This is a genomic window from Bacillus pfraonensis, assembly GCF_050768835.1.
In the GTDB taxonomy this organism is placed as follows: Bacteria; Bacillota; Bacilli; order Bacillales; family Bacillaceae_G; genus Bacillus_A; species Bacillus_A pfraonensis.
On the sequence record NZ_JAHCDO010000019.1, the window covers coordinates 137,356 to 158,096 of the forward strand.

Sequence of the window (20,741 nt, forward strand, 5' to 3'; positions counted from 1 at the left end):
ATATAACAATGTGAAAAATCAACATAAATCGCATACATATACAATCGAATTTTCCTGTAATATTTTAGAGATATATTCTTTTTTATATAAATCCATTTTGTTTTCTCAATATACACGACGCTACCATGAAGAAAAGGTAACTTGCACTCGTTTTCTCCTTTTGGTTTCACACGGCAGGGGGCTAAGCCAAAAAGGGCTCTGTCCTCTTCTCCCCATGGCTGGATGCTCTCTCCCACCTAAAAAAAGTTTTTATCTTTTTTCACTTTGCATTTATATAATAAAAAAACAGCTACCGATATTTAACCGGCAGCTGGATAACTGAGAAACAACTTTGAAAATAAATCTTCCGTTGTTTCTGTAATCTTATCAAACACATCTGTTTCACTTTCTTCTTGCTCTTTCATCATTTTAATGGTTTCTTGCGCATCCACAGGATAGTCTGTAATAATCCCATCGACATTCAGTTTATAATATTTTTTTAAGCTTTCCATATCATTTACAGTCCATACATAAATCGGCTTATTTAATTTACGGGCTGATTTTACTAAGCGTTTGTTTAACATATATTCTTCCGCTACATAGAAATCGGCTTGCACATATTTTAAGTTAGCCCTACTTGCATATAATATATATCCTACTTTTATATTTGGATTTGCACGTTTAAATTCTTTAATGAGCGGATAGTGCAATGTTTGAATGACACATTGCTTTTCAAAGTCATTTTCTTTAATTGTGTCTAATACTTTCTTTACAAAATCTTTTTCATTTCCGTGCAATTTCACTTCTATATTCAGTTTTATCTTGTTTTCTGCAAGCTTAATCATCTCATCAAGTGTGCTAATTTTCCCTGTGAATCCATCTTGACTAAGAGTCAGTTTTCGAAGCTCATCCATCGTTAAATCTGAAACTTGTACATTCGCATTCGCAAGACGCTTTAGCTTTAAATCGTGTATCACTGCCAATTCACCATCTTTTGTTTGCAACACATCAATTTCAGCATAATCCGCTTTCGCATCAATCGCACCTTGCAGAGCCTCTTTCGTGTTCTCTACTCCTTTGGAAACATATCCACGATGCGCCATAATAATCGGCTCTTTATAGGAGTTCGTAATAAACGTTACAATAAAAGCTACAACCATACCGACTGTAAAAACACCGACAATATATACGCCAATAAACTTCAGGCGATGTTTTTTAAAGAAACATTTATCCGCTTTCGTTTTGGAATAATCTAAGCCTTCTTCTAATAAAACATCTCCAACTGGGACCTTTTGTAAATAAAGTCTTGTCAATGCCATAATATAAAACGGAGTTATAATAAAGCTAAATAGATACAATGTACTCGTCAAAAATACAGATAAGGTAGATTCTGCTAGTAGGGCAAATGTCCCTTTTGGATTCGTAAATTCATACACACCCCATAAAATTAAGAAATATACACCCATAAATAAGACAAATACAATCCCTATCGAGATAAAAAATCCAACTAAAAAGAACAAAACTTTAAAAAAGCTTTCTTTTACCAAGTTTGCACTTTTACGTGCAGCTGTGCGAAACGGTTTTTCTTCTAATACAATAATAGGTAAAACAAAGATCCAGCGAAGATTCAAGTATGCAACTACAGCAAAGAACGTGTAATAACCTACTTGTCCCATTGTTGTTTTAAACAATTCACCTGTAATAAAATTAGGAATTTGAATTTCTGGGATTAGCGCAGATTTATATCCCAAGCTTAAAAGAGGTAATAGTACAACTGCATATAAAATGAATCCTGGCAAGCAATATGTAAAAAGAGAAGGTAAATACGTTACTGTTTTATACAAAATCGGACGTAACCTCACCTTTTGCCGTTTATGAGCAAAATATGAAATAATAATAAGAACTGCAAATTCCGTAAAAATGAGGAAGAGTGCCAATATCGATAAAATGACAATAGCCGCGATTCCATATGGCGTTTTTAGAAAGGCTAACAATTCATCATTTGTTGCATTTGCATAGCCACCCCAATATAATAACTTGTTAAAAATCATACCGAATAGCGGTATAAACACAATAGCCGCTACTAATTTATATGCGAGTTGAAATGATAATACATTCCAAAAAGCAAATTGTACCGTTTGAAAGGAATGTCTCATAACTCCTGGTATAGATAATCTTTTACGGTGTTGCATAAATTCCTCCAAATTCTAAAACTATATTTGAAATGGATTCCATTTCACAGTCATCTTTTTATAATAATATATTCCGCTTAACATGAACACTCTTATACATTCACAAAAAAGAGTGATGAGTACTTTCTCATCACCCTTTTTGTTTTTATTTTTTCTCTAATCCTTGTCCAAACGCTTTTAAAAAGCTAAATCCAAAAGTAATGGCTCTGTTAATATCCGGGTCTTTCAGCACTTTAAAAAAGTCCATTACTTTTGTTTTCTTTCCTTTGTTCAATTCATCTGTTGCAAACTGTAATCCTGTAACTAAGCTAGATGTGATCTGTTTTGTCATTTCTGGGTCGACTGAAGATAAAGCCTCTCCTGCCCCCATCATATTATTTAATGCATTTTTGACTGGTTCACGGTTTAATTGCTCAATTGCAATTTTAGAAACATCTTCTTTGGCAGCAAGTAGACTGATTGCCGCATCTAAAATACCAGCTTGCTGCAACCCTGCTAACAACTGCATCGTTTCTTCTACCGCCTCACGATTTTCCACTAATTGTGTTAACAGTTCATCTGATAACTGTTGTTTCTTTTCTTCTTCTGTAACTACCTTTTTTTGAATCAATGTAATTTCTTTTGCCACTTTCTTCGCCCCCTAGTTCTGATCCACAAGTGATACATATTGTTTTCGTTGCCATTTCTGCTGAATTTCAACACCATTTTGCGGATGACGTTTTTTATCTCTTGGGTTCGAAGCAGGAAGTGGGCGATTTCCTTTTTCGCGCAACACACGCATTTTCACCATCGTTTGTTTATAAGCTGGTGTGCAAGTATACAGGTCTGTCGCTGTTCCTGTTAAAATATTAATCGCTTCTTCATTTACTGTCGCGTGCATCGGTAAATATAGCTCATTTCCAGTCACACGATCTGTAACAAGTGCCTGTACTTTAATTTTCCCAAACGGTGATGCTAACTCGACAAGTCCGCCATCTTTCACATTCCGCTCAGCAGCAAGCTCTGGTGAAATTTCAACAAACACATCAGACATTTTAGATAAAATTCCTACTGATTTATTTGTCATATTCCCTTCATGGAAATGTTCGAGTAAACGACCATTATTTAATAATAAATCGTATTCTTCTGGTGCTTCAACCGGCGGAATCCATTCATCCAATGATAGACGTGCTTTTTTATCTGGGAAATTAAAGCCATCTACATATAATAGTGGTGTGTCGCTACCATCATGACTACCCCAACATAAACTATTCCATCCTTCTAAGCGGTCGTATGTGGCTTGGGAATAATACGGCGCGAGTGATGCAATTTCATCCATAATTTCACTTGGGCTTTCATAATTCCAATCACCACCGAGGGCACGAGCTACTTTTTGTAGGATCCACCAGTCCGGTTTAGAATCACCAAGTGGTTTCATAGCTTCATATAAACGCTGAATACGACGCTCTGTATTCGTAAATGTTCCTTCTTTTTCTAGACTTGGTGCCGCTGGTAAAATAACATCAGCAAAACGAGCTGTTTTTGATAAGAACATGTCTTGAACTACAAGGAAATCAAGATTACTTAAAATGTGTTGCACATGATTCGCATTAGAATCGACCAACGCCATTTCTTCTCCCATTACATACATACCACGTAGTTTTCCTTCTTCTGCTGCAGCAAGCATCGCAATATTATTCAGTCCTGGCTCTTTCGGAATGGTAGTTCCATATGCTTTTTCAAATTTCGCACGAAGCGTATCATCCGACACTGCTTGATAACCCGGAAGCCAGTTTGGTAATGTTGCCATATCACAAGCACCTTGTACATTATTATGCCCACGGAGTGGATATGCACCTGCACCCGGTCGGCGATAGTTACCTGTTACAAGAAGTAAGTTTGAAATCGCTGCGGATGTTGTACTTCCTCCTGTATTTTGCGTAACACCCATACCCCAAAGTACACAAGTACCGTCTGCTTCATATACCATACGAGCTATTTCTTTTAATGTATCTTTAGAAATACCTGTAATATTTTCTGTATAATCAAGTGTGTATTTCTCTAACATCTTGCTATATTCATCAAAGTTTTTCACATTTTCGTCTAAGAATTTTTTATCATGCCAGCCTTGATCAATAATATATTTTGTTATACCCGCAAGCCAGACATAATCTGTTCCTTGACGTGGATGAATAAACAGGTCAGCACGCTCTGCCATTTCATGTTTACGAAGATCTGCCACAATTAACTTTTGTTCCTGTAATTTGTGAGCACGCTTCACACGAGTAGCAAGTACCGGGTGTCCTTCCGTTGGATTCGCTCCCACAATAATGACAAGGCCAGCTGCTGCAATATCTTTCACTGTTCCTGCGTCTCCGCCTATACCAACAGTTTTTGTTAACCCATCGCTTGCTGGTGATTGACAGTAACGGGAACAGTTATCTACATTATTTGTTCCATATATTTGACGAGCTAGCTTTTGCATTAAATAGTTTTCTTCATTTGTTACTTTTGAAGAAGAAATAAATCCAAATGCATCGCTACCATATTCAGATTTAATGTGCTGCATATTGGATGCAACAACCTCTAAAGCTTCTTCCCATGATGCTTCAACGAACATATCTCCTTGACGAATCAACGGTTTCGTAATGCGGTCCTCACTGTTTACAAAGTCCCAGCCGAATTTTCCTTTCACACATGTAGAAATTCCGTTTACTGGCGCATCTGATACAGGTTGTACTTTTAAAATTTGACGGTCTTTCGTCCAAACTTCGAACGAACAACCTACACCGCAAAATGTACAAACTGTTTTCGTCTTGTTAATCTTCGTTTTGCGCATTGCAGATTCAACTTCTGAAACTGCTAAAATACTACTATATCCAGGTTCTACATCCTTTACAAAATCAATCATTGGGTCTAACACATCCGGTTTTAATCCGGTCATAAACCCAGCTTCCCCAAGCATAGATTTTTCCATTAATGCGTTACAAGGACACACCGTTACACATTGCCCGCAACTCACACAAGATGAATCGTTAATACTTACGCCGCTATCCCAAATTACACGCGGACGATCTAAATTCCAATCAATTGATAATGTTTCGTTTACCTGTAAATTCTGACATACTTCTACACATTGCCCACAAGCAATACATTGATTCGGATCGTAACGATAAAATGGATGAGTCATGTCTACTTCTTTTGCACTAACTTTCGGTTCATATGGATATTTCTGTTCCTCAATCCCCATCATATGTACCGTATTATGAACTTTACAGTTCCCGTTATTATTATCACATACTGTACAGTACAATAAATGGTTCTCTAATATTCGATCCATTGCTTCCGTTTGTGCTTCTTTTGCACGTGCTGATTTTCTTTCAATGTGCATACCATTTTCTAATTTTGTTGAACAAGCACGCATTAATTTTCCATCTACCTCCACAATACATGTATCACAAGTTTGAATTGGATCTACTTCCGGTACATGACAAATCTGTGGATGCTCTAAATCACTTTCGTTAAATAATTGCAGTATCGTCTTTTCACCAGATGAAAGAAAGTCTTTTCCATCTATAGTTACACGAACCGTTTGCTCTGCCATAGTTCCCCTCTCCTTACAACTAACTGTACAATAAATTTTTGAATCCGCTTTCAAAACTTTATTGTTGTACATTTTTTGAAACGCTCTGCTGAAATCCTATCTTAGAAGTCGATTCTTGATGCTATAAGGTATAAAAATGACACTATTCTACCACTCTATTATATCTCACATATACAATAATAACCAAATAATATATAGAAACTAAGAACAAACGTACAACCTGTCTTTTTAGGTGGAATAGAGCATTGGGCCATGCATAGACACACATTCCTTTTTCCCCTTTCCTCCCCCATTCCAAGTAAAACAAAAAGTGCAGATTACTTAAAATTTATCTCGCTATTTCTGGGCAGTAAGACCTCCACCTCAAGATTCAGAGAGAACTAAGGAATGAAGTTACCTACTGATGAAAGTTTCACTATATACATAACAGATGCTTTTATTTTTTTTATGTTTTATGATAAATAGTAAGAAAAATACATATGAAGGGGAAAATACGATGGGGCCTGTCCAAGAAACATGTAAAATGGTACGTTATCAAGCTGGAACATTCCTTGAACAAGAAGATAAAATTGTCACAGAACATCCTGTAACAATTAAATTAAATGGGGAAGAATACGTAACAGTTGTATGTACTCCAAATTATATTGAAGATATGGTAATAGGTTTTTTAATTTCTGAAGGAATTATCGCTTCTTATGAAGGTATTGATGAGCTATGGATACAGAAAGACAAAGGGGTTGTCCACGTAAAAACATCACAAATCAATCCTCTCTATCAAACACTATATAACAAACGATATGTCACTTCTTGTTGCGGAAAAAGTAGACAAGGTTTTGTGTTTGTAAATGATGCAGCAAAAGCAAAAAATTTACATGATATACATGTAACAGTTACTCCAGAAGAGTGCTTTCATTTAATGAATACCTTGCAACACTCTTCTACTACATTTCGTCAAACCGGAGGAGTTCACAATACTGCTCTTTGCGATCGAAATACCATTCTCCTATCCAGAATGGATATCGGTAGACATAACGCATTAGATAAAATATATGGTCATTGTCTACGTAACCATATCCCCATCAAAGGAAAAATCATTGCATTTAGTGGCCGAATTTCATCTGAGATTTTACTAAAAGTTTCTAAAATCGGTTGTGAAATTGTTCTTTCTAAATCAGCTCCAACAAAATTAGCTTTGCAACTTGCTCATGATTTAGGCATTACAGTAGTCGGGTTTATTCGTAATGATTCTTGTAATATTTATACTCACCCAGAACGAATTGAAGGATATATAACAGACAAAAATGATTCCTAGCAAGGGAATCATTTTTTAGTTATAAAAATGTAACATACTTAATTGTTGAATAGTTAATAAAGTTAATATATAATTTCATTACATAAAGCGAGACAAAAAACAAAAGAAGATACATGTTTTTCTCGCATATATCTACTTATTCTTTTACAAATTAAGAATGAGTACGTAAAGAATATGTTTATGAATACACAGTAGATATTCTATGAATATAATCATCATACTCTTACGGATCCCCCTGCTTTAAACACTAAAGCGGCGTATTCATTTTCCTATAGAGTGAGCTAAACTGAGGAGGTTACTGATATGGAAATTCGTTTATTAACAAAAGAAGATGCAAAAATTTATTTAAAAGTGTGTATGGAAGGATTAACACAAAATCCAGAAGCCTTTAGTTCTTCTTATGAAGATGTACTAAAACATGAGGATCCAGTTGCTGCAATGGCAAAACGTTTAGCTAACCCTGATAAGTATACCCTTGGTGTCTTTAAAGATAACGATTTGATTGGAATTGCTACTTTAGAAACAAAACCATTTATTAAACAAGAACATAAAGCGAAAATCGGATCTGTTTACGTCTCTCCAAAAGCTCGCGGTCTTGGGGCTGGACGTGTATTAATAAAAGCCATTATTGAAAATGCTCATAAATTACATGTAGAACAACTCATGCTCGATGTTGTCGTTGGAAATGTAGCTGCGAAAAAGCTGTACGAATCACTTGGTTTCCAAACATACGGTGTACAAGAGCGTTCCTTAAAACATAATGGACAGTATTGGGATGAAGAACATATGGTTTTATTTTTAAATAGCTAATGATAGATTTTCACAAAAGTACCTTTTGATACAAAGGTGCTTTTTTCTTACAACAATGTAATATTCATGTCATCTAATTGAATGGTTCTCTTCCCTCCTCTTCCCTATACTAAAAGTACGAAATCACACCCAAAAGAAATAAAAGATAAAAAAATAATAGCAGTAATAGCATAAAAATCAGTAACCGGAGGAACAACAGATATGAAACAGCACAAACATCTTATTTTTTTAATTTGTGGCACAATAATCGTCACTTCAGGATTAGCAATTCTTCCTTGGTTTATATAAAACTTCTATCACCTTTTAATTCCTCCCTATGCAAATAAAAAAAGCTCATTGTTTCTCCAAACGAAACAACGAGCTTATACATCTATTATAGAATTCCGAAAAATTTATTCGCACACGTTACAATGATTAGCATAGATACGGCAACACACATTACAACAGCATTGCGATCTTGTTTATCCTTTTGGAAACGTTCTTCTTTTTTACTCATGTGTATATTCCCCTTTTAAAAAAAGTGTGAGATAGGAAATTTTCCTTATCCGATGCGAGGTGAATACGAAATTTCTCGCTATCTCACATACACAATAGAATGGAATTGTCATTTTATAAATAAAATGACATGACGTTATGTCGCAACATAGGGTATTTTGTGTCGCTACGCCTTTTATTATAAAAAAGAGTTGTGCAAAAGTAGTGCATTTTTTATGTCAATTGCCTTAGTAGAAAAAATACACTACAATTCAATCACATAAACAGAGTTTTTTATTATTTTCATGTAAACTATACAAAGTAGAAATGAATGTTTTGAGGTGCACAAGACCATGATAAAAATCTTATTAGTAGACGACGAAGAACGCATGTTACGATTATTAGATTTATTTTTAAGTCCACGCGGTTATTTTTGTATGAAAGCCACGTCTGGCATAGAAGCTCTTGAACTAATTCAGCAAAAAAACTTCGATATCATTTTGTTAGATGTCATGATGCCAAATATGGATGGATGGGATACATGTTATCAAATCCGCCAAATCTGCAATGTTCCAATCATAATGTTAACAGCTCGTAATCAAAACTACGATATGGTTAAGGGACTCACAATGGGGGCCGATGACTATATTACAAAACCTTTTGACGAACAAGTACTCGTTGCACGAATTGAAGCTGTACTGCGCCGAACAAGAAAGGATGGTTTTATTAGCTTCAATGGTATTGAATGGGATAAAACCAAACATACTGTCACTGTTTACGACGAAAAAATTTCACTTACACCTATCGAGTTTTCGTTACTAGGACTGTTTTTACAAAATACGAATCGAGCATATAGCCGTGATGATTTAATTGAAAAAATATGGGGATATCAAACCGATATTGAATACCGTACTGTCGACTCACATATCCGCAATATCCGTGATAAATTACGAAAAAAAGATTTTCCTGTTGAAAAATACTTAGAGACTATCTATAAAGTGGGATATAAGTGGAAAAGTGAATGAGAATTGACTTCTCCCACTTAAAACTCGTTAAACAAGCATAATAAAACTCTGGTCGGTAGTGAGTTTCTTTCTGCTGGCCATTAATGTGAAATAAAGGTATGGTGACAAAATGAATAAACTATCCCTCAAGGTTGGTACATACTTTTTAATCTTAGCTCTATGTATTGAAACAATTGCCTTTTTATCTTTTCATACGAGTCTTGCGAACATGCGCATCGATGAAGAAAAAACAGCCCTTTTAGAAAAAGGCAAGCGCTATAGTAAATTTATTGCTAGACGTTATAGCACACGCGCTTTGGAGCATGCTGCAGCAATGGAATCCCACTCTGATTCAGATACAAAATTAGTCATAACAGATACGAATGGGCAAGTTCTTTCCGCCTCTGATCCTGTCACAAACGAAATGAAAAAGCAGCTTGACTACAAAATACAATCTATTTCAACAGATGGAACGATGGTTGAACAAAACTGGAAAACATCAAAGTTTATTTCAACAGCAACTCCAATTATCGTTCACAGGCAAGTTATTGGATATGTACATATGTTTTTAGATACAGCCTTCTTAGAGAAAATGATCCTTCGTTTAACACGTCAATTTATGATTATCGGTATATTAACGCTTCTTTTAACAACAATTTCTGTATTTATTTTTTCTCGCGTCATTACTGATCCACTTATTAAAATGAAACGAGCAACAGAAAAAATGTTAAAGCTAAATAAACCAATTAAATTGGGAATTACACGAAATGATGAACTTGGTAGTTTAGCTAAAACCATTGAAGAATTATCAAGCGAATTAACCTATATGAAAAAAGAACGAAATGAATTTCTTGCAAGCGTTGCTCACGAACTTCTCACACCACTCACCTATATGAAAGGCTATGCCAAAGTTGCAAAACGAGAGTCTTTATCTAAAGAGGAGCGTGAAGAATACTTGCAAATTATCGAAGACGAAACCGATAGTGTAACAGAACTTGTTCAAGATTTATTTGACCTTGTGCAATTAGAACAACATCAATTTGTTATTAAAAAACAGAAAATGCCACTCTTGCCTTTTCTGGAACGGATGATTGAAAAAACAAAGACTACGTTTGTTAAGAAACAAATAAAAATTAAATTTTACTGCGCAGATAATCCTAATGTCTGTATGGATGAACGCCGCATGGAACAAGTGATGCTAAATTTATTACACAACGCCTATCAGCATTCTTATGAACAGTCTGTTATTACTGTACACGCCTATCAAAATGGGAATACTTTTTCTATAAGTGTGCAAGATGAAGGAGAAGGGATTCCGCAAGAAGAGATTCCACATATTTTTGATCGTTTTTATCGGGTTGATAAATCAAGAACGCGGGCTACGGGTGGTAAAGGAATCGGTCTAGCTGTTGTAAAAGAAATTGTTGAGTTACATAGCGGCTCCATTCAAGTAAAAAGTAAGCTTGGAATGGGAACAGAATTTATTATTACATTACCAATCGAATAATATAATTTTTCGTCTATCACCAGTAGTATCTTTACGAAAAATCTACTGGTGATATTATGTTAATAGCTACTATTTATTGGAATTTCATTTACAAACTCAATAAAATACTACTAACAAAAGCTAGCTTTTTGAAATTATTCTTATTTCAATATAAAATATAATTACATCTGTCAAAGATTTGGAGGGTGATATAATTGGATATCCATGTATTAACAAAGGATGAAGCAGAAATTTACTTAGAGCTTCGTGTAGAAGGATTAAAGCAAAATCCTGAGGCTTTCAGTTCTTCTTATGAAGATATTATTAATAAAGAATGCCCGATTGAGTATAAAGCACAAAAATTAGCGCAAGATGAAAACTATACGCTAGGTGCGTTTAAAGACGGAAACTTAATCGGGGTTGCAACCTTAGAAACGAAACCATACGTGAAACAAGAGCATAAAGCAAAAATTGGTTCGGTATATGTATCGCCAAAAGCACGTGGACTTGGAGCAGGAAAATCTCTTATTAAAGAGTGTATTGAACTTGCAAAAACATTAGAAGTAGAACAAGTTATGCTTGATGTTGTGGTCGGAAATGATGGTGCAAAAAAACTTTATGAATCATTAGGCTTCAAAACATTTGGTGTACAAGAGCGTTCTTTAAAATATAACGGTCAGTACTGGGATGAAGAGCATATGGTTTTATTCTTAGATGAAGAGAAATAAGAAAAACATCCTCACATGCATGAGGATGTTTTTTATTTTCCGACAAGATATGTAAATGTAAAACACACTACTCCAATGATAATTATAACCACTATATAATGAACAGATGGAAAAAATATAGTAAATATTCCATAAAGAACAGCTAGTATTAATACTGCGCTTACTGAATAGAGACCCCCTTTCCATATTGGCTCTAGGTACACATAACTCGAAACATACACAATAATTGTCAGTATGATGCCATACAAAATCCCAGTGTATATATTTAACTTCTCTGGTCCCAATAATATGCTTATTAATCCAGCAATAATAATGATATTTTGTATTCTTTTATCCCGTTGTAACTTTACAATAACTTCTTTCACCAAACTCCTCCTATTTTTCCAAAAACCACACCTGATATAGCAATTGAGTGGCCTCTTCAATCTCTTCCTCCGATAAAATAGCAAACCCAAGTAAAACTGTATTTTTTGAAGTAGTCCCTTCTTTATAATACATAGACACTGGATATACCCTTATGCTATTTTCAGCCGCTCTTTCTATTAATTCTTCTTCCAACATCCCATTGTGAACCTTTAATAAAATATGTAAGCCAGAATCTTCTCCTATCACGTCCACCTTATTAGAAAAGTACCTTTCTATCGCTGAGACAAGAGCATCTCTCTTTTTTCGATAAACAACTCGCATCTTATGAATATGTTTTTCCCAATGTCCTTCGTTTAAAAATCTTCTAATAATTTCTTGATCGATTCTTGAAACACTTTGTGTATAAAATAAATATTGTGTTTGATACAACTCGATTAATTGTTTTGGCAATACCATATAGCTCATTCGTAATGATGGGAGCAATGCTTTTGAAAGTGTTCCCATGTAAATTACATTTCCCTCTGTATCAAGTCCTTGCAATGCGGGAATCGGCTTTCCAGAGTAACGAAACTCACTATCATAATCATCTTCAATAATATAACGCCCACTCTCTCCTTGTGCCCATTGTAATAGTTGCATCCGTCTTTTAATTGGCATAATCATTCCACACGGAAATTGATGAGATGGGGTAACGAACACAACATTTGCATTACTACCTTCTAAATCTGAAATACAAATCCCATCCTTATCAAGCGAGAGCATCTGGACATTTTCTTCACCTTTCTCAAAGACAACTAATTTCCGGTGATATCCTGGATTTTCAACTGCAAAATAGCTTCTCTTTAGCAACTGAAACAACATTCTTATTAAAAACTGTGTGCCAGCTCCTATTACAATTTGGCTTGCTGAACATCTCACACCTCTTGATTCATATAAATATTTCGCCATCTCTTCACGTAAACTCAATTCACCTTGGGGATGACCAAGAAATAGTAGGTCCTTATTTTCTAGTTGCCATACCTCGTTTGAAATCTTTCGATATACAGAGAACGGAAATGAATTTGCATCTACACCAGTTTGTGTAAAATCATATTTATATTTCTGTTCCCTGTACAATACTTCTTTCACGACTTCTCTTTTTTGCACTGTATGCATCATTTGTTCTATTTCACATACAAAATAGCCTGTGCGTGACATCGATTCAATATATCCCTCTGCAAGAAGCTGTTCATATGCCGATTCCACCGTATTTTTACTCACTTCTAAATGCGCCGCTAACTTTCTTTTTGCTGGGAGCTTCGTCAAAGGAGGAATTTTTCCACTTCTTATTTCTGCTTTTATATATTCGTATAACTGTACATACAGCGGGATTTTTTCCTCCATATTCAAATTTGGTGTTAATTCTAACATGAAATCTGACCCCTTTATAAAATTAATTATTGATACTTTTTATAGTACCAGAAGTTATATATAATTCCTTTTATCATGTAAACTTTGAAAAATCAATCTTAGAAAGGAGCATCATGATGATGAACAATAGCAGACGACTCGGCCTCATTATGATTATTACAGGAGCTACTTTATGGGGATTATCAGGTCCGATGATTCAGTGGCTTTTTCAACATACGAAAATATCATCTATCGATTTTTTAGTCATTCGTCTATTACTTGCTGGGGTCTTTATTTTATGGTTCTTACTTTTAAAAAAACAAAATATATTTCGCATTTGGCAAAGCCCGCGCCATCTTTTACAACTGATCATTTTCTCTATTCTTGGAATGCTTGGCGCCCAGTATGCTTTTATTGAAACAGTGCATATTAGCAACGCAGTTACCGCTACTTTATTCCAGTTTTTAGGGCCAGTTCTCATTACTGTTTATGTTGCACTGCGGCATAAAAAACTTCCTTCCACTATGCAAGTATTAGCAATTGTCGCTGCTCTAACAGGCACATACTTTATCATTACCAATGGATCCGTTCAAAATATTGTTTTATCGAAGGAAGCTATTTTATTCGGTCTCTTAACAGCAATTGGATTTGCCTTTTACACACTTCACCCAGCTTCCCTTATTAAACAATGGGGGACGACTCTTATTATTGGTTGGGGGATGCTAATAGGAGGTATTGCACTATTCATTTATAATCGCTCTTTTGAATGGAAACAACTTTCGCAAACCTTTACGTTACAAACATTTTCTATGCTAATTTTAATTATTATAAGTGGAACACTTTCTTTTCTTCTTTACATTGGCAGTCTAAAATATTTATCAGCAACAGAGACTAGTATTTTATCTAGTATTGAACCGCTTGTGGCAGCTGTTATTTCCATCACTTGGCTAAAAGAATCTTTCGGAGCATACCAATTACTAGGCGGTGTATGTATCGTCATCGCTGTTATTTTCTTAACAATGCCAGAAAAAGAAGCAGAGCCTACATTCACACCGGAACAAATATAGTACAAAATGTCAAAAGAGGTCATACTAAACTTATGACCTCTTTTTTATGAATGAAAAGGAATTGTCCGCTCTTCTAACAAATACAATTACACTAACAACGAAAAATAGGAGTGTGGCAAGATGAAAAAAATTGGAACTGCGCTACTTTTCTCCTGTCTCATCACTGGATGTACCTCAATCGAACAAGATTCCAAAGCACCAAGAAAAGAAATAATAGAGACTTCAAACCCTCAAACAAATGCACCCTCATTTTTTCATTTAAGCGTCTTAAAAGATGTTAACTGGGAAGAAAGTCCTTCCTTTGTTGATGGAAAAACACCGTTACGAGGCATTGAAGGAAAAATTGCAATTGCAGATAGTACTTTCATTGCTGGTGAGAAAAATAAACAGATGTGGTTCTTCCTCGATCCGCAAATACCATCTGGAAAACTATCTATTATTGCTTTAAAACAAGGGTCTACAACACCCACTCCCGTACTCTTCCAAGATGAAATTTCCGAACAAACTTGGACTGCTCCTACTCCCATTCATTCAAATATAAAAGAACTTCCTTTCCTTATGTCACTGCCTTCTCCTGGATTATGGTTATTAAATGTATATATTGGTGAGAAATATTATGAACAAATTGTTATTCATGTAGAAAAAAGTGACAAAGCTTAATCTCTTCCTTACAACAATGTAATTCTCGTGTCATCTACTTCGATAGTTGTATCTCCCTCTCTCTCTTATACTAAAAGTAAGAAATGAAACAATAAACAAGGAGAGATGAGAGATGAAAAAAGTGATGGAAGTTGTAGTGGCAGTAGTAGAAGTTTTCGTAAACGGAAAACAAGTTGCGATGGAGTTGAACAAATAATGAAACAAAAAAAATTCATTACGAATCGTATAAGACAATAAAAGGAGATAAGGCTTCATCACTGTTTTGATCCCTTATCTCCTCAGAGAAACAGTACCTTTTCTAAAAAAAGGTACTGTTTCTTACTATTTCAAATAACTTGGTATCTTTTTTATTTGTGCTACACCTGATTCGATTGCTGCCTTCGCTACTGCAGCAGCCACACTTGGTACAACTCTTTTATCTAGCGGATTTGGAATTACATAGTTCTCATTCCGTTCCTCATCAGTAATGATGTTTGCAATTCCATATGCTGCAGCTAACTTCATTTCTTCTGTAACATCTGTCGCACGTACATCTAGTGCACCGCGAAATATTCCAGGGAACGCTAACACATTATTTACCTGGTTTGGAAAATCAGAACGTCCTGTTCCAACAACCGCTGCCCCGGCCTCTAGTGCATCTTCTGGGAATATTTCTGGAATTGGATTCGCCATTGCAAACACAATCGGTTTTTCATTCATAGTCTGCACAAGTTCTTTTGTTAATACGTTAGGAGCAGATACACCGATAAAAATGTCTGCACCGTCAATCGCTTCTTTTAATGTTCCACATACAAATTCACGATTTGTTTCTTTCGCAATCTCGATTTGTGCCGGATTCATCCATGATTCGCCTTCACAAACAATCCCTTCTAAACTTACTAGTGTAATATGCTGTGCGCCTGCATTTAATAACAATTTACCAATTGCAATCCCTGCAGAACCGGCACCATTAATGACAATCTTCACTTCATCTATCTGTTTGTTTACAACTTTTAAAGCATTAATAACTGCAGCTAAAACAACAATTGCTGTTCCGTGCTGATCATCATGGAACACTGGAATATTTATTTCTTCTTTTAAGCGCTTTTCAATTTCAAAACAGCGCGGCGCGGCAATATCTTCTAAATTAATACCAGCAAATGTAGGTTCTAAATTTTTAACAATGGTTACGATTTCATCTACATCAGTCGTTCCAAGACAAAGCGGAAATGCATCTACATTCGCAAACTTTTTAAATAAAATACTTTTCCCTTCCATAACAGGCATAGCTGCTTTTGGTCCAATATCACCTAATCCGAGTACTGCTGTTCCATCCGAAACAACTGCAACCATATTACCGCGCGCTGTATAATCATAAGCTGTTTCTTCATCTGCAGCGATTGCTTTACAAGACTCAGCCACTCCTGGTGTATATGTCAAACTTAAATCATCTGCTGAATTTACTTCTACTTTACTTGTAATTTCAATTTTCCCTACCAATTCTTTATGAAGTAATAATGAACGCTCTTTAATTTGACTTTCTAACATAGTTACAATCTCCCTTTAATTTGACAAGCTAGCTACATCTTTATATAGCTAGCTTGTCTGATAGTAAGTAATTTAAGAAAACATTTTTAACAAAATCGTTGCTGTTACGACCATTGCAGCTCCGCCCAAACGCGTAGAAATTTGCGCAAATGGCATCAATTCCATACGATTTGAAGCTGATAAAATCGCAACGTCTCCAGTTCCACCTAATCCACTATGGCATCCTGTTACAATCGCAGATTCAACTGGGTACATTTTCATTACTTTCCCAACAAGAAAGCCAGTCGCTATCATTGTAAGTACTACTGACGCGCATACAACAACATATCCAACTGAAAGAACAGCTGCTACGTCTTTTAATGGAATGTATAACAATCCTAAACCAACCATTAATGGCCAGGTTAAGTTTTTCGAAATAAATTTATATAAATGATATGCTCCTTGCTCCATTTTTGCCGGCATTAGTTTAAAGTACTTCACAATCGCTGCAGAGAAGATCATAATGATTGCCCCTGGAATACCAATAAATTTAGAAGCAAATCCGCCAAAGATAAAGAATGTACATGCGATTAATAAACCTGCTCCCATTAATGAGAAATCAATTGGTTTTTCTGTATTTTGTTCTTTTAATAACTCTGCTTGATTATCTGTTTTTACTAATACACCATTACCACTAAGCTCGGGTCTTTTTTCACCTAGACGTTTCATATATCCTGCACTTACAATCGCAAACATATTTCCAATAATAGCTGCTGGAATTAGCTGTGATACAAATGTCGCAGAAGATTCATTTAAAATATCACTGTAGGCTAAAGAAAGTGGTAAAATCCCTTCTCCGATACCACCGCTCACAATCGGTACAATGATAAAGAAGAACGTTCGCTTCATTTCAAATCCAAATAATGATCCAACTAATAATCCAACTACAATAGAAGCGATTGTTCCTACAACTAATGGAATAAACATACGAACAAACCCTTGTACTAACACTTTACGGTTCATTCCTAAAACACTTCCGACTACTAAACAAGAAATATATAAATATAAAAAGTTCGACTTTTTCATTAATGTAGTAGCAGCTTCCATTGAAGCTGGATTCATCCAATTAAAAAATACAAGTAATGATGGAATAAATAATGAGAGAATTGCTGGTCCACCAATATTTTTTAAAATCGGGATCCGCATTCCAATATCACCTAAGAAAATCCCCATAATCATAATGACTGCAAATCCACCAATCATATCAGCAGGTAATTTGTTATATACAGATGCTCCATAAATAATAGCTGCTAATACGATATATAACGGTAAAGGTATAACACCAATTTTAATATTCATAATTTTCTGTACAAAAGTTTTTTGTTCCATCTCTGTTGTTTTCACGGATGATACCGCTTCCACTTCTTTTTGAATCCCCATATAGGCACCCCCTTATATTCTTATTCACAATATTAAAACGCTTTCAATAATAAAAATAGTTTTTGTAAGTTTTGTAACTAATTTTGTAATTAAAAAAAGTATAAGCGGCTTACATAAGCCGCTTATACATAAAAACGTATTTTACTTTCATCGATACATCGTAATTTACTTACCGGTCTCCCCACATGTTGATAGACCATTTCATTTTCTAAAACTCCTATTTCAGTTAAAAACATGACGTACTTTCGAATAGAAACCCTTGAAATTCCAACTAATTGCGCCATTTCATCTGTTGTAAACACTTGTCCATGAAGTAATTCTATTTGCTTCCAAATTAACTGTAATGTTTGCTTTGTTAGCCCTTTTGGCAGTTCCTTATTTGCATGAATTTCTACTTTTTCTTTTTGTAAAATCAATGTATCTAATTCAGATTGACTAATATTTTGTTGTTCTTTCATGAACATAAATTTCTCACGATATGCCGTTAATGCTTCCTTAAACCGTTCAAATGTAAACGGTTTAATTAAATAATCAACAACTCCATATTGCAGCGCTTTTTTTATACTCCCCATATCATGCACAGCTGAAATCATCATAACATCAATTTCTTTTTTCTGATTCCGAATGTGCATTAACAATTCAAATCCTGTATCACCAGGCATAAAAATATCCAGCAAGATAAAATCTATATGTACTTTCTCTAGTATATCTACTGCTTCTTTCACAGAATTAACTGCCTGGACAAGTTCAAATCCTCCTACCTGCTCCAAATAATGCTTATTTAACATCGCTACCATCGGATCATCTTCTACAATCAAAACTTTGATCATGTTCCTATCTCATCCCTACTTTTGTATGGTATTTCAATGGTTATGGTCGTTCCCTTCCCTAATAATGACTCGACCTGCATGTTTCCATTTATTCGCTTTAAACTATCCTTTACAAGATACAAGCCATACCCTCGATTCTCTCCTTTTGTGGAATACCCTTTGATAAATACTTTGTCAATTTCTTCTTGCTGAATTCCAACTCCTGTATCTTTAACTGTGATAATCAACGTATCCTGATATTGAATAGAAATATCTACTCGTTTATATTCACAATTCACTACCGCATCTAATGCATTGTCGATTAAATTTCCTACAATTGTAATGAGTTCATGAATAATATGTTCATCATATGGCTCTGGTAAGTAAGAATTTTCGCTTACAATAAGTTGTATATTCTTTTCCCTTGCGTAACTAAGTTTACCAAGCATAAATCCTGCAAATACAGGATTTTTTATTTTTCGCATCACACCACCAATTTCATATTGATGCTCCGAGACCATGTTACTAATGTAGGTCTCTAATTGTTCATAATGCTTCATATGTGTAAGCCCTAATACAACATGCATCTTATTCATAAACTCATGAGATTGCGCCCGAAGCGCTTCTGCATAAAGTCGAATATCCATTAATTGTTCTGCTAATTGCCTAATCTCTGTTTTATCACGAAATGTTGCAATCGCACCAACAATTTCTCCTTTAACATATAAAGGAACTCTGTTTGTAACAATGGTAATTCCATAAAGATTTTGTTCCTCATACAATTGTGCTTCCCCCGTTTGTAACACTTCCTTTATACATGAGTTAGGCATATACTTCTCAACATCTTTGCCAATAAAATCTTCTTCGAGACCACTTTTCTTAAATAACCGTTTCGCTTCGTTATTAATTAAAGTAACTCTCGCATTTTTATCAACAGCAATAATTCCTTCTTTAACAGATTGTAACATCGTATTCCGTTCTTCTAAAATTTTTGCGATTTCGCTAGGTTCAAGATTAAATAAAATTTTCTTAATATGTCTAGCTAATAAAATAGCACCTATAATTCCAACTAAGATTCCAACACTGATACCAATATAAATAATGTGTCTACTCTCTTTTACCCTCTCATATACATTATCAGCTGAAATACCGACAGCTACAACTCCCATTTGTTCTCTCGTTTCAGAAAAAATAGGTACAAACACGCGCATAGAGATTCCCAATGTTCCTTCTGCCATCGATACATGTTCTTTCCCTTTCAAAGCTACCCCTTCATCCCCTCCTACAAAATGATGACCGATTTTTTGAGGATCAGGGTGAGATTTTCGAATACCATTCATATCCATGACTACAATAAATTGTACATCTGTATTTTTTAATAATCGGTTTGTATACATTTGAATTTCAGATATATCTTTTCTTCCTGCTAAAGCATCAATGACAAGTGGTGAATTCGCTACAATACGCGCAATTGTTTTTGCTTTTTCAGCTTGGCTTTCTTCAGTCGTGCGTTCGACATTATGACTAATTAAAATATCTGTTACAAGTAAAGAAAGTAAAATAACAGTACACACTAGCAATGTAATCGTTTTCCATAAACTTAACAGCTTTTTTCTTTTCCTCATCCCTTTATTGTCTCCCTTATTTCTTCTTTACTGCATGCGAAATCTATCTTACTTATTCTTTTTTAGAAATACAACAATTTCACAAAATAAGGACATCTACCTTCATTCATTCTCTCACAAAATTTTCTATCCACTTTTTTATTCTTACAATAATGTAATTCTTATGTCATCTACTTCGATAGTTGTATCACATGATCTCTTTTATACTAAAAGTAAGAAATGAAACAACAAACAAGGAGAGATGAGAGATGAAAAAAGTGATGGAAGTTGTAGTGGCAGTAGTAGAAGTTTTCGTAAACGGAAAACAAGTT

The 20,741-nt window shown here is 35.0% G+C and carries 17 protein-coding genes; 7 read left to right on the plus strand and 10 right to left on the minus strand.

Features of this window, described 5'->3' with window-relative positions; genetic code table 11:
• Positions 1 to 299: 299 nt before the first annotated feature.
• The 3 genes from KFD70_RS19105 to fdhF form a co-directional block, all read right to left on the minus strand.
• Positions 300 to 2,171 (minus strand): glycerophosphoryl diester phosphodiesterase membrane domain-containing protein, encoded by a 1,872-nt coding sequence (locus KFD70_RS19105; RefSeq protein WP_336452925.1) that lies wholly within the window; start codon positions 2,169 to 2,171, stop codon positions 300 to 302.
• 145 nt (positions 2,172 to 2,316) lie between these two features.
• Complete coding sequence (locus tag KFD70_RS19110) at positions 2,317 to 2,799, minus strand: helical membrane plugin domain-containing protein (protein ID WP_336452924.1); 483 nt, start codon at positions 2,797 to 2,799, stop codon at positions 2,317 to 2,319.
• Positions 2,800 to 2,811: 12 nt separating this feature from the next.
• Entirely contained in the window at positions 2,812 to 5,754 is a 2,943-nt protein-coding gene (fdhF, locus tag KFD70_RS19115) for a formate dehydrogenase subunit alpha (RefSeq protein ID WP_336452923.1), read from the minus strand.
• A 496-nt stretch (positions 5,755 to 6,250) separates the two neighbouring features.
• Between fdhF and fdhD the strand changes: the two genes are divergently transcribed.
• The gene (fdhD, locus tag KFD70_RS19120) at positions 6,251 to 7,066 is read left to right on the plus strand and encodes a formate dehydrogenase accessory sulfurtransferase FdhD (RefSeq protein WP_336452922.1); all 816 of its coding nucleotides are present in this window, start codon (positions 6,251 to 6,253) and stop codon (positions 7,064 to 7,066) included.
• Between the two features lie 303 nt (positions 7,067 to 7,369).
• The gene (locus tag KFD70_RS19125; protein WP_336452921.1) at positions 7,370 to 7,876 is read left to right on the plus strand and encodes a GNAT family N-acetyltransferase; all 507 of its coding nucleotides are present in this window, start codon (positions 7,370 to 7,372) and stop codon (positions 7,874 to 7,876) included.
• A gap of 373 nt (positions 7,877 to 8,249) precedes the next feature.
• On the opposite strand, the gene KFD70_RS19130 is transcribed toward KFD70_RS19125, so the two are convergent.
• Complete coding sequence (locus tag KFD70_RS19130) at positions 8,250 to 8,372, minus strand: hypothetical protein (RefSeq protein ID WP_098335770.1); 123 nt, start codon at positions 8,370 to 8,372, stop codon at positions 8,250 to 8,252.
• Positions 8,373 to 8,703: 331 nt separating this feature from the next.
• On the opposite strand from KFD70_RS19130, the gene KFD70_RS19135 reads away from it, so the two are divergent.
• From KFD70_RS19135 to KFD70_RS19145, 3 genes are all read left to right on the plus strand, one after another.
• Positions 8,704 to 9,375 (plus strand): response regulator transcription factor, encoded by a 672-nt coding sequence (locus KFD70_RS19135; protein ID WP_336452920.1) that lies wholly within the window; start codon positions 8,704 to 8,706, stop codon positions 9,373 to 9,375.
• Between the two features lie 109 nt (positions 9,376 to 9,484).
• Positions 9,485 to 10,861, plus strand: coding sequence for a sensor histidine kinase (locus KFD70_RS19140; protein WP_336452919.1), 1,377 nt, complete (start codon positions 9,485 to 9,487; stop codon positions 10,859 to 10,861).
• 194 nt (positions 10,862 to 11,055) lie between these two features.
• Entirely contained in the window at positions 11,056 to 11,568 is a 513-nt protein-coding gene (locus KFD70_RS19145; RefSeq protein WP_336452918.1) for a GNAT family N-acetyltransferase, read from the plus strand.
• Positions 11,569 to 11,600: 32 nt separating this feature from the next.
• Here KFD70_RS19145 and KFD70_RS19150 read toward each other — a convergent pair whose 3' ends face one another.
• Both KFD70_RS19150 and pdxR read right to left on the minus strand, forming a co-directional pair.
• Positions 11,601 to 11,933 carry a hypothetical protein gene (locus tag KFD70_RS19150; protein ID WP_336452917.1) on the minus strand — a complete coding sequence of 111 codons (333 nt, stop codon included), beginning with the start codon at positions 11,931 to 11,933 and terminating at the stop codon, positions 11,601 to 11,603.
• Between the two features lie 10 nt (positions 11,934 to 11,943).
• Entirely contained in the window at positions 11,944 to 13,344 is a 1,401-nt protein-coding gene (pdxR, locus tag KFD70_RS19155; protein WP_336452916.1) for a MocR-like pyridoxine biosynthesis transcription factor PdxR, read from the minus strand.
• 119 nt (positions 13,345 to 13,463) lie between these two features.
• Here pdxR and KFD70_RS19160 point away from each other — a divergent pair, with 119 nt between their 5' ends.
• Both KFD70_RS19160 and KFD70_RS19165 read left to right on the plus strand, forming a co-directional pair.
• The gene (locus KFD70_RS19160; RefSeq protein ID WP_336453033.1) at positions 13,464 to 14,390 is read left to right on the plus strand and encodes a DMT family transporter; all 927 of its coding nucleotides are present in this window, start codon (positions 13,464 to 13,466) and stop codon (positions 14,388 to 14,390) included.
• 120 nt (positions 14,391 to 14,510) lie between these two features.
• The gene (locus KFD70_RS19165) at positions 14,511 to 15,050 is read left to right on the plus strand and encodes a DUF4871 domain-containing protein (protein WP_336452915.1); all 540 of its coding nucleotides are present in this window, start codon (positions 14,511 to 14,513) and stop codon (positions 15,048 to 15,050) included.
• 321 nt (positions 15,051 to 15,371) lie between these two features.
• Here the strand turns inward: KFD70_RS19165 and KFD70_RS19170 are convergent, their stop codons facing one another.
• From KFD70_RS19170 to KFD70_RS19185, 4 genes are all read right to left on the minus strand, one after another.
• Entirely contained in the window at positions 15,372 to 16,577 is a 1,206-nt protein-coding gene (locus KFD70_RS19170) for an NAD(P)-dependent malic enzyme (protein ID WP_336452914.1), read from the minus strand.
• A 72-nt stretch (positions 16,578 to 16,649) separates the two neighbouring features.
• Positions 16,650 to 17,996, minus strand: coding sequence for a 2-hydroxycarboxylate transporter family protein (locus tag KFD70_RS19175; protein ID WP_336452913.1), 1,347 nt, complete (start codon positions 17,994 to 17,996; stop codon positions 16,650 to 16,652).
• A gap of 122 nt (positions 17,997 to 18,118) precedes the next feature.
• Entirely contained in the window at positions 18,119 to 18,826 is a 708-nt protein-coding gene (locus KFD70_RS19180; RefSeq protein ID WP_336452912.1) for a response regulator, read from the minus strand.
• Positions 18,823 to 20,430 (minus strand): sensor histidine kinase, encoded by a 1,608-nt coding sequence (locus KFD70_RS19185; protein WP_336452911.1) that lies wholly within the window; start codon positions 20,428 to 20,430, stop codon positions 18,823 to 18,825. Before KFD70_RS19185 ends, KFD70_RS19180 begins: the two co-directional genes overlap by 4 nt.
• Positions 20,431 to 20,741 lie beyond the last annotated feature (311 nt).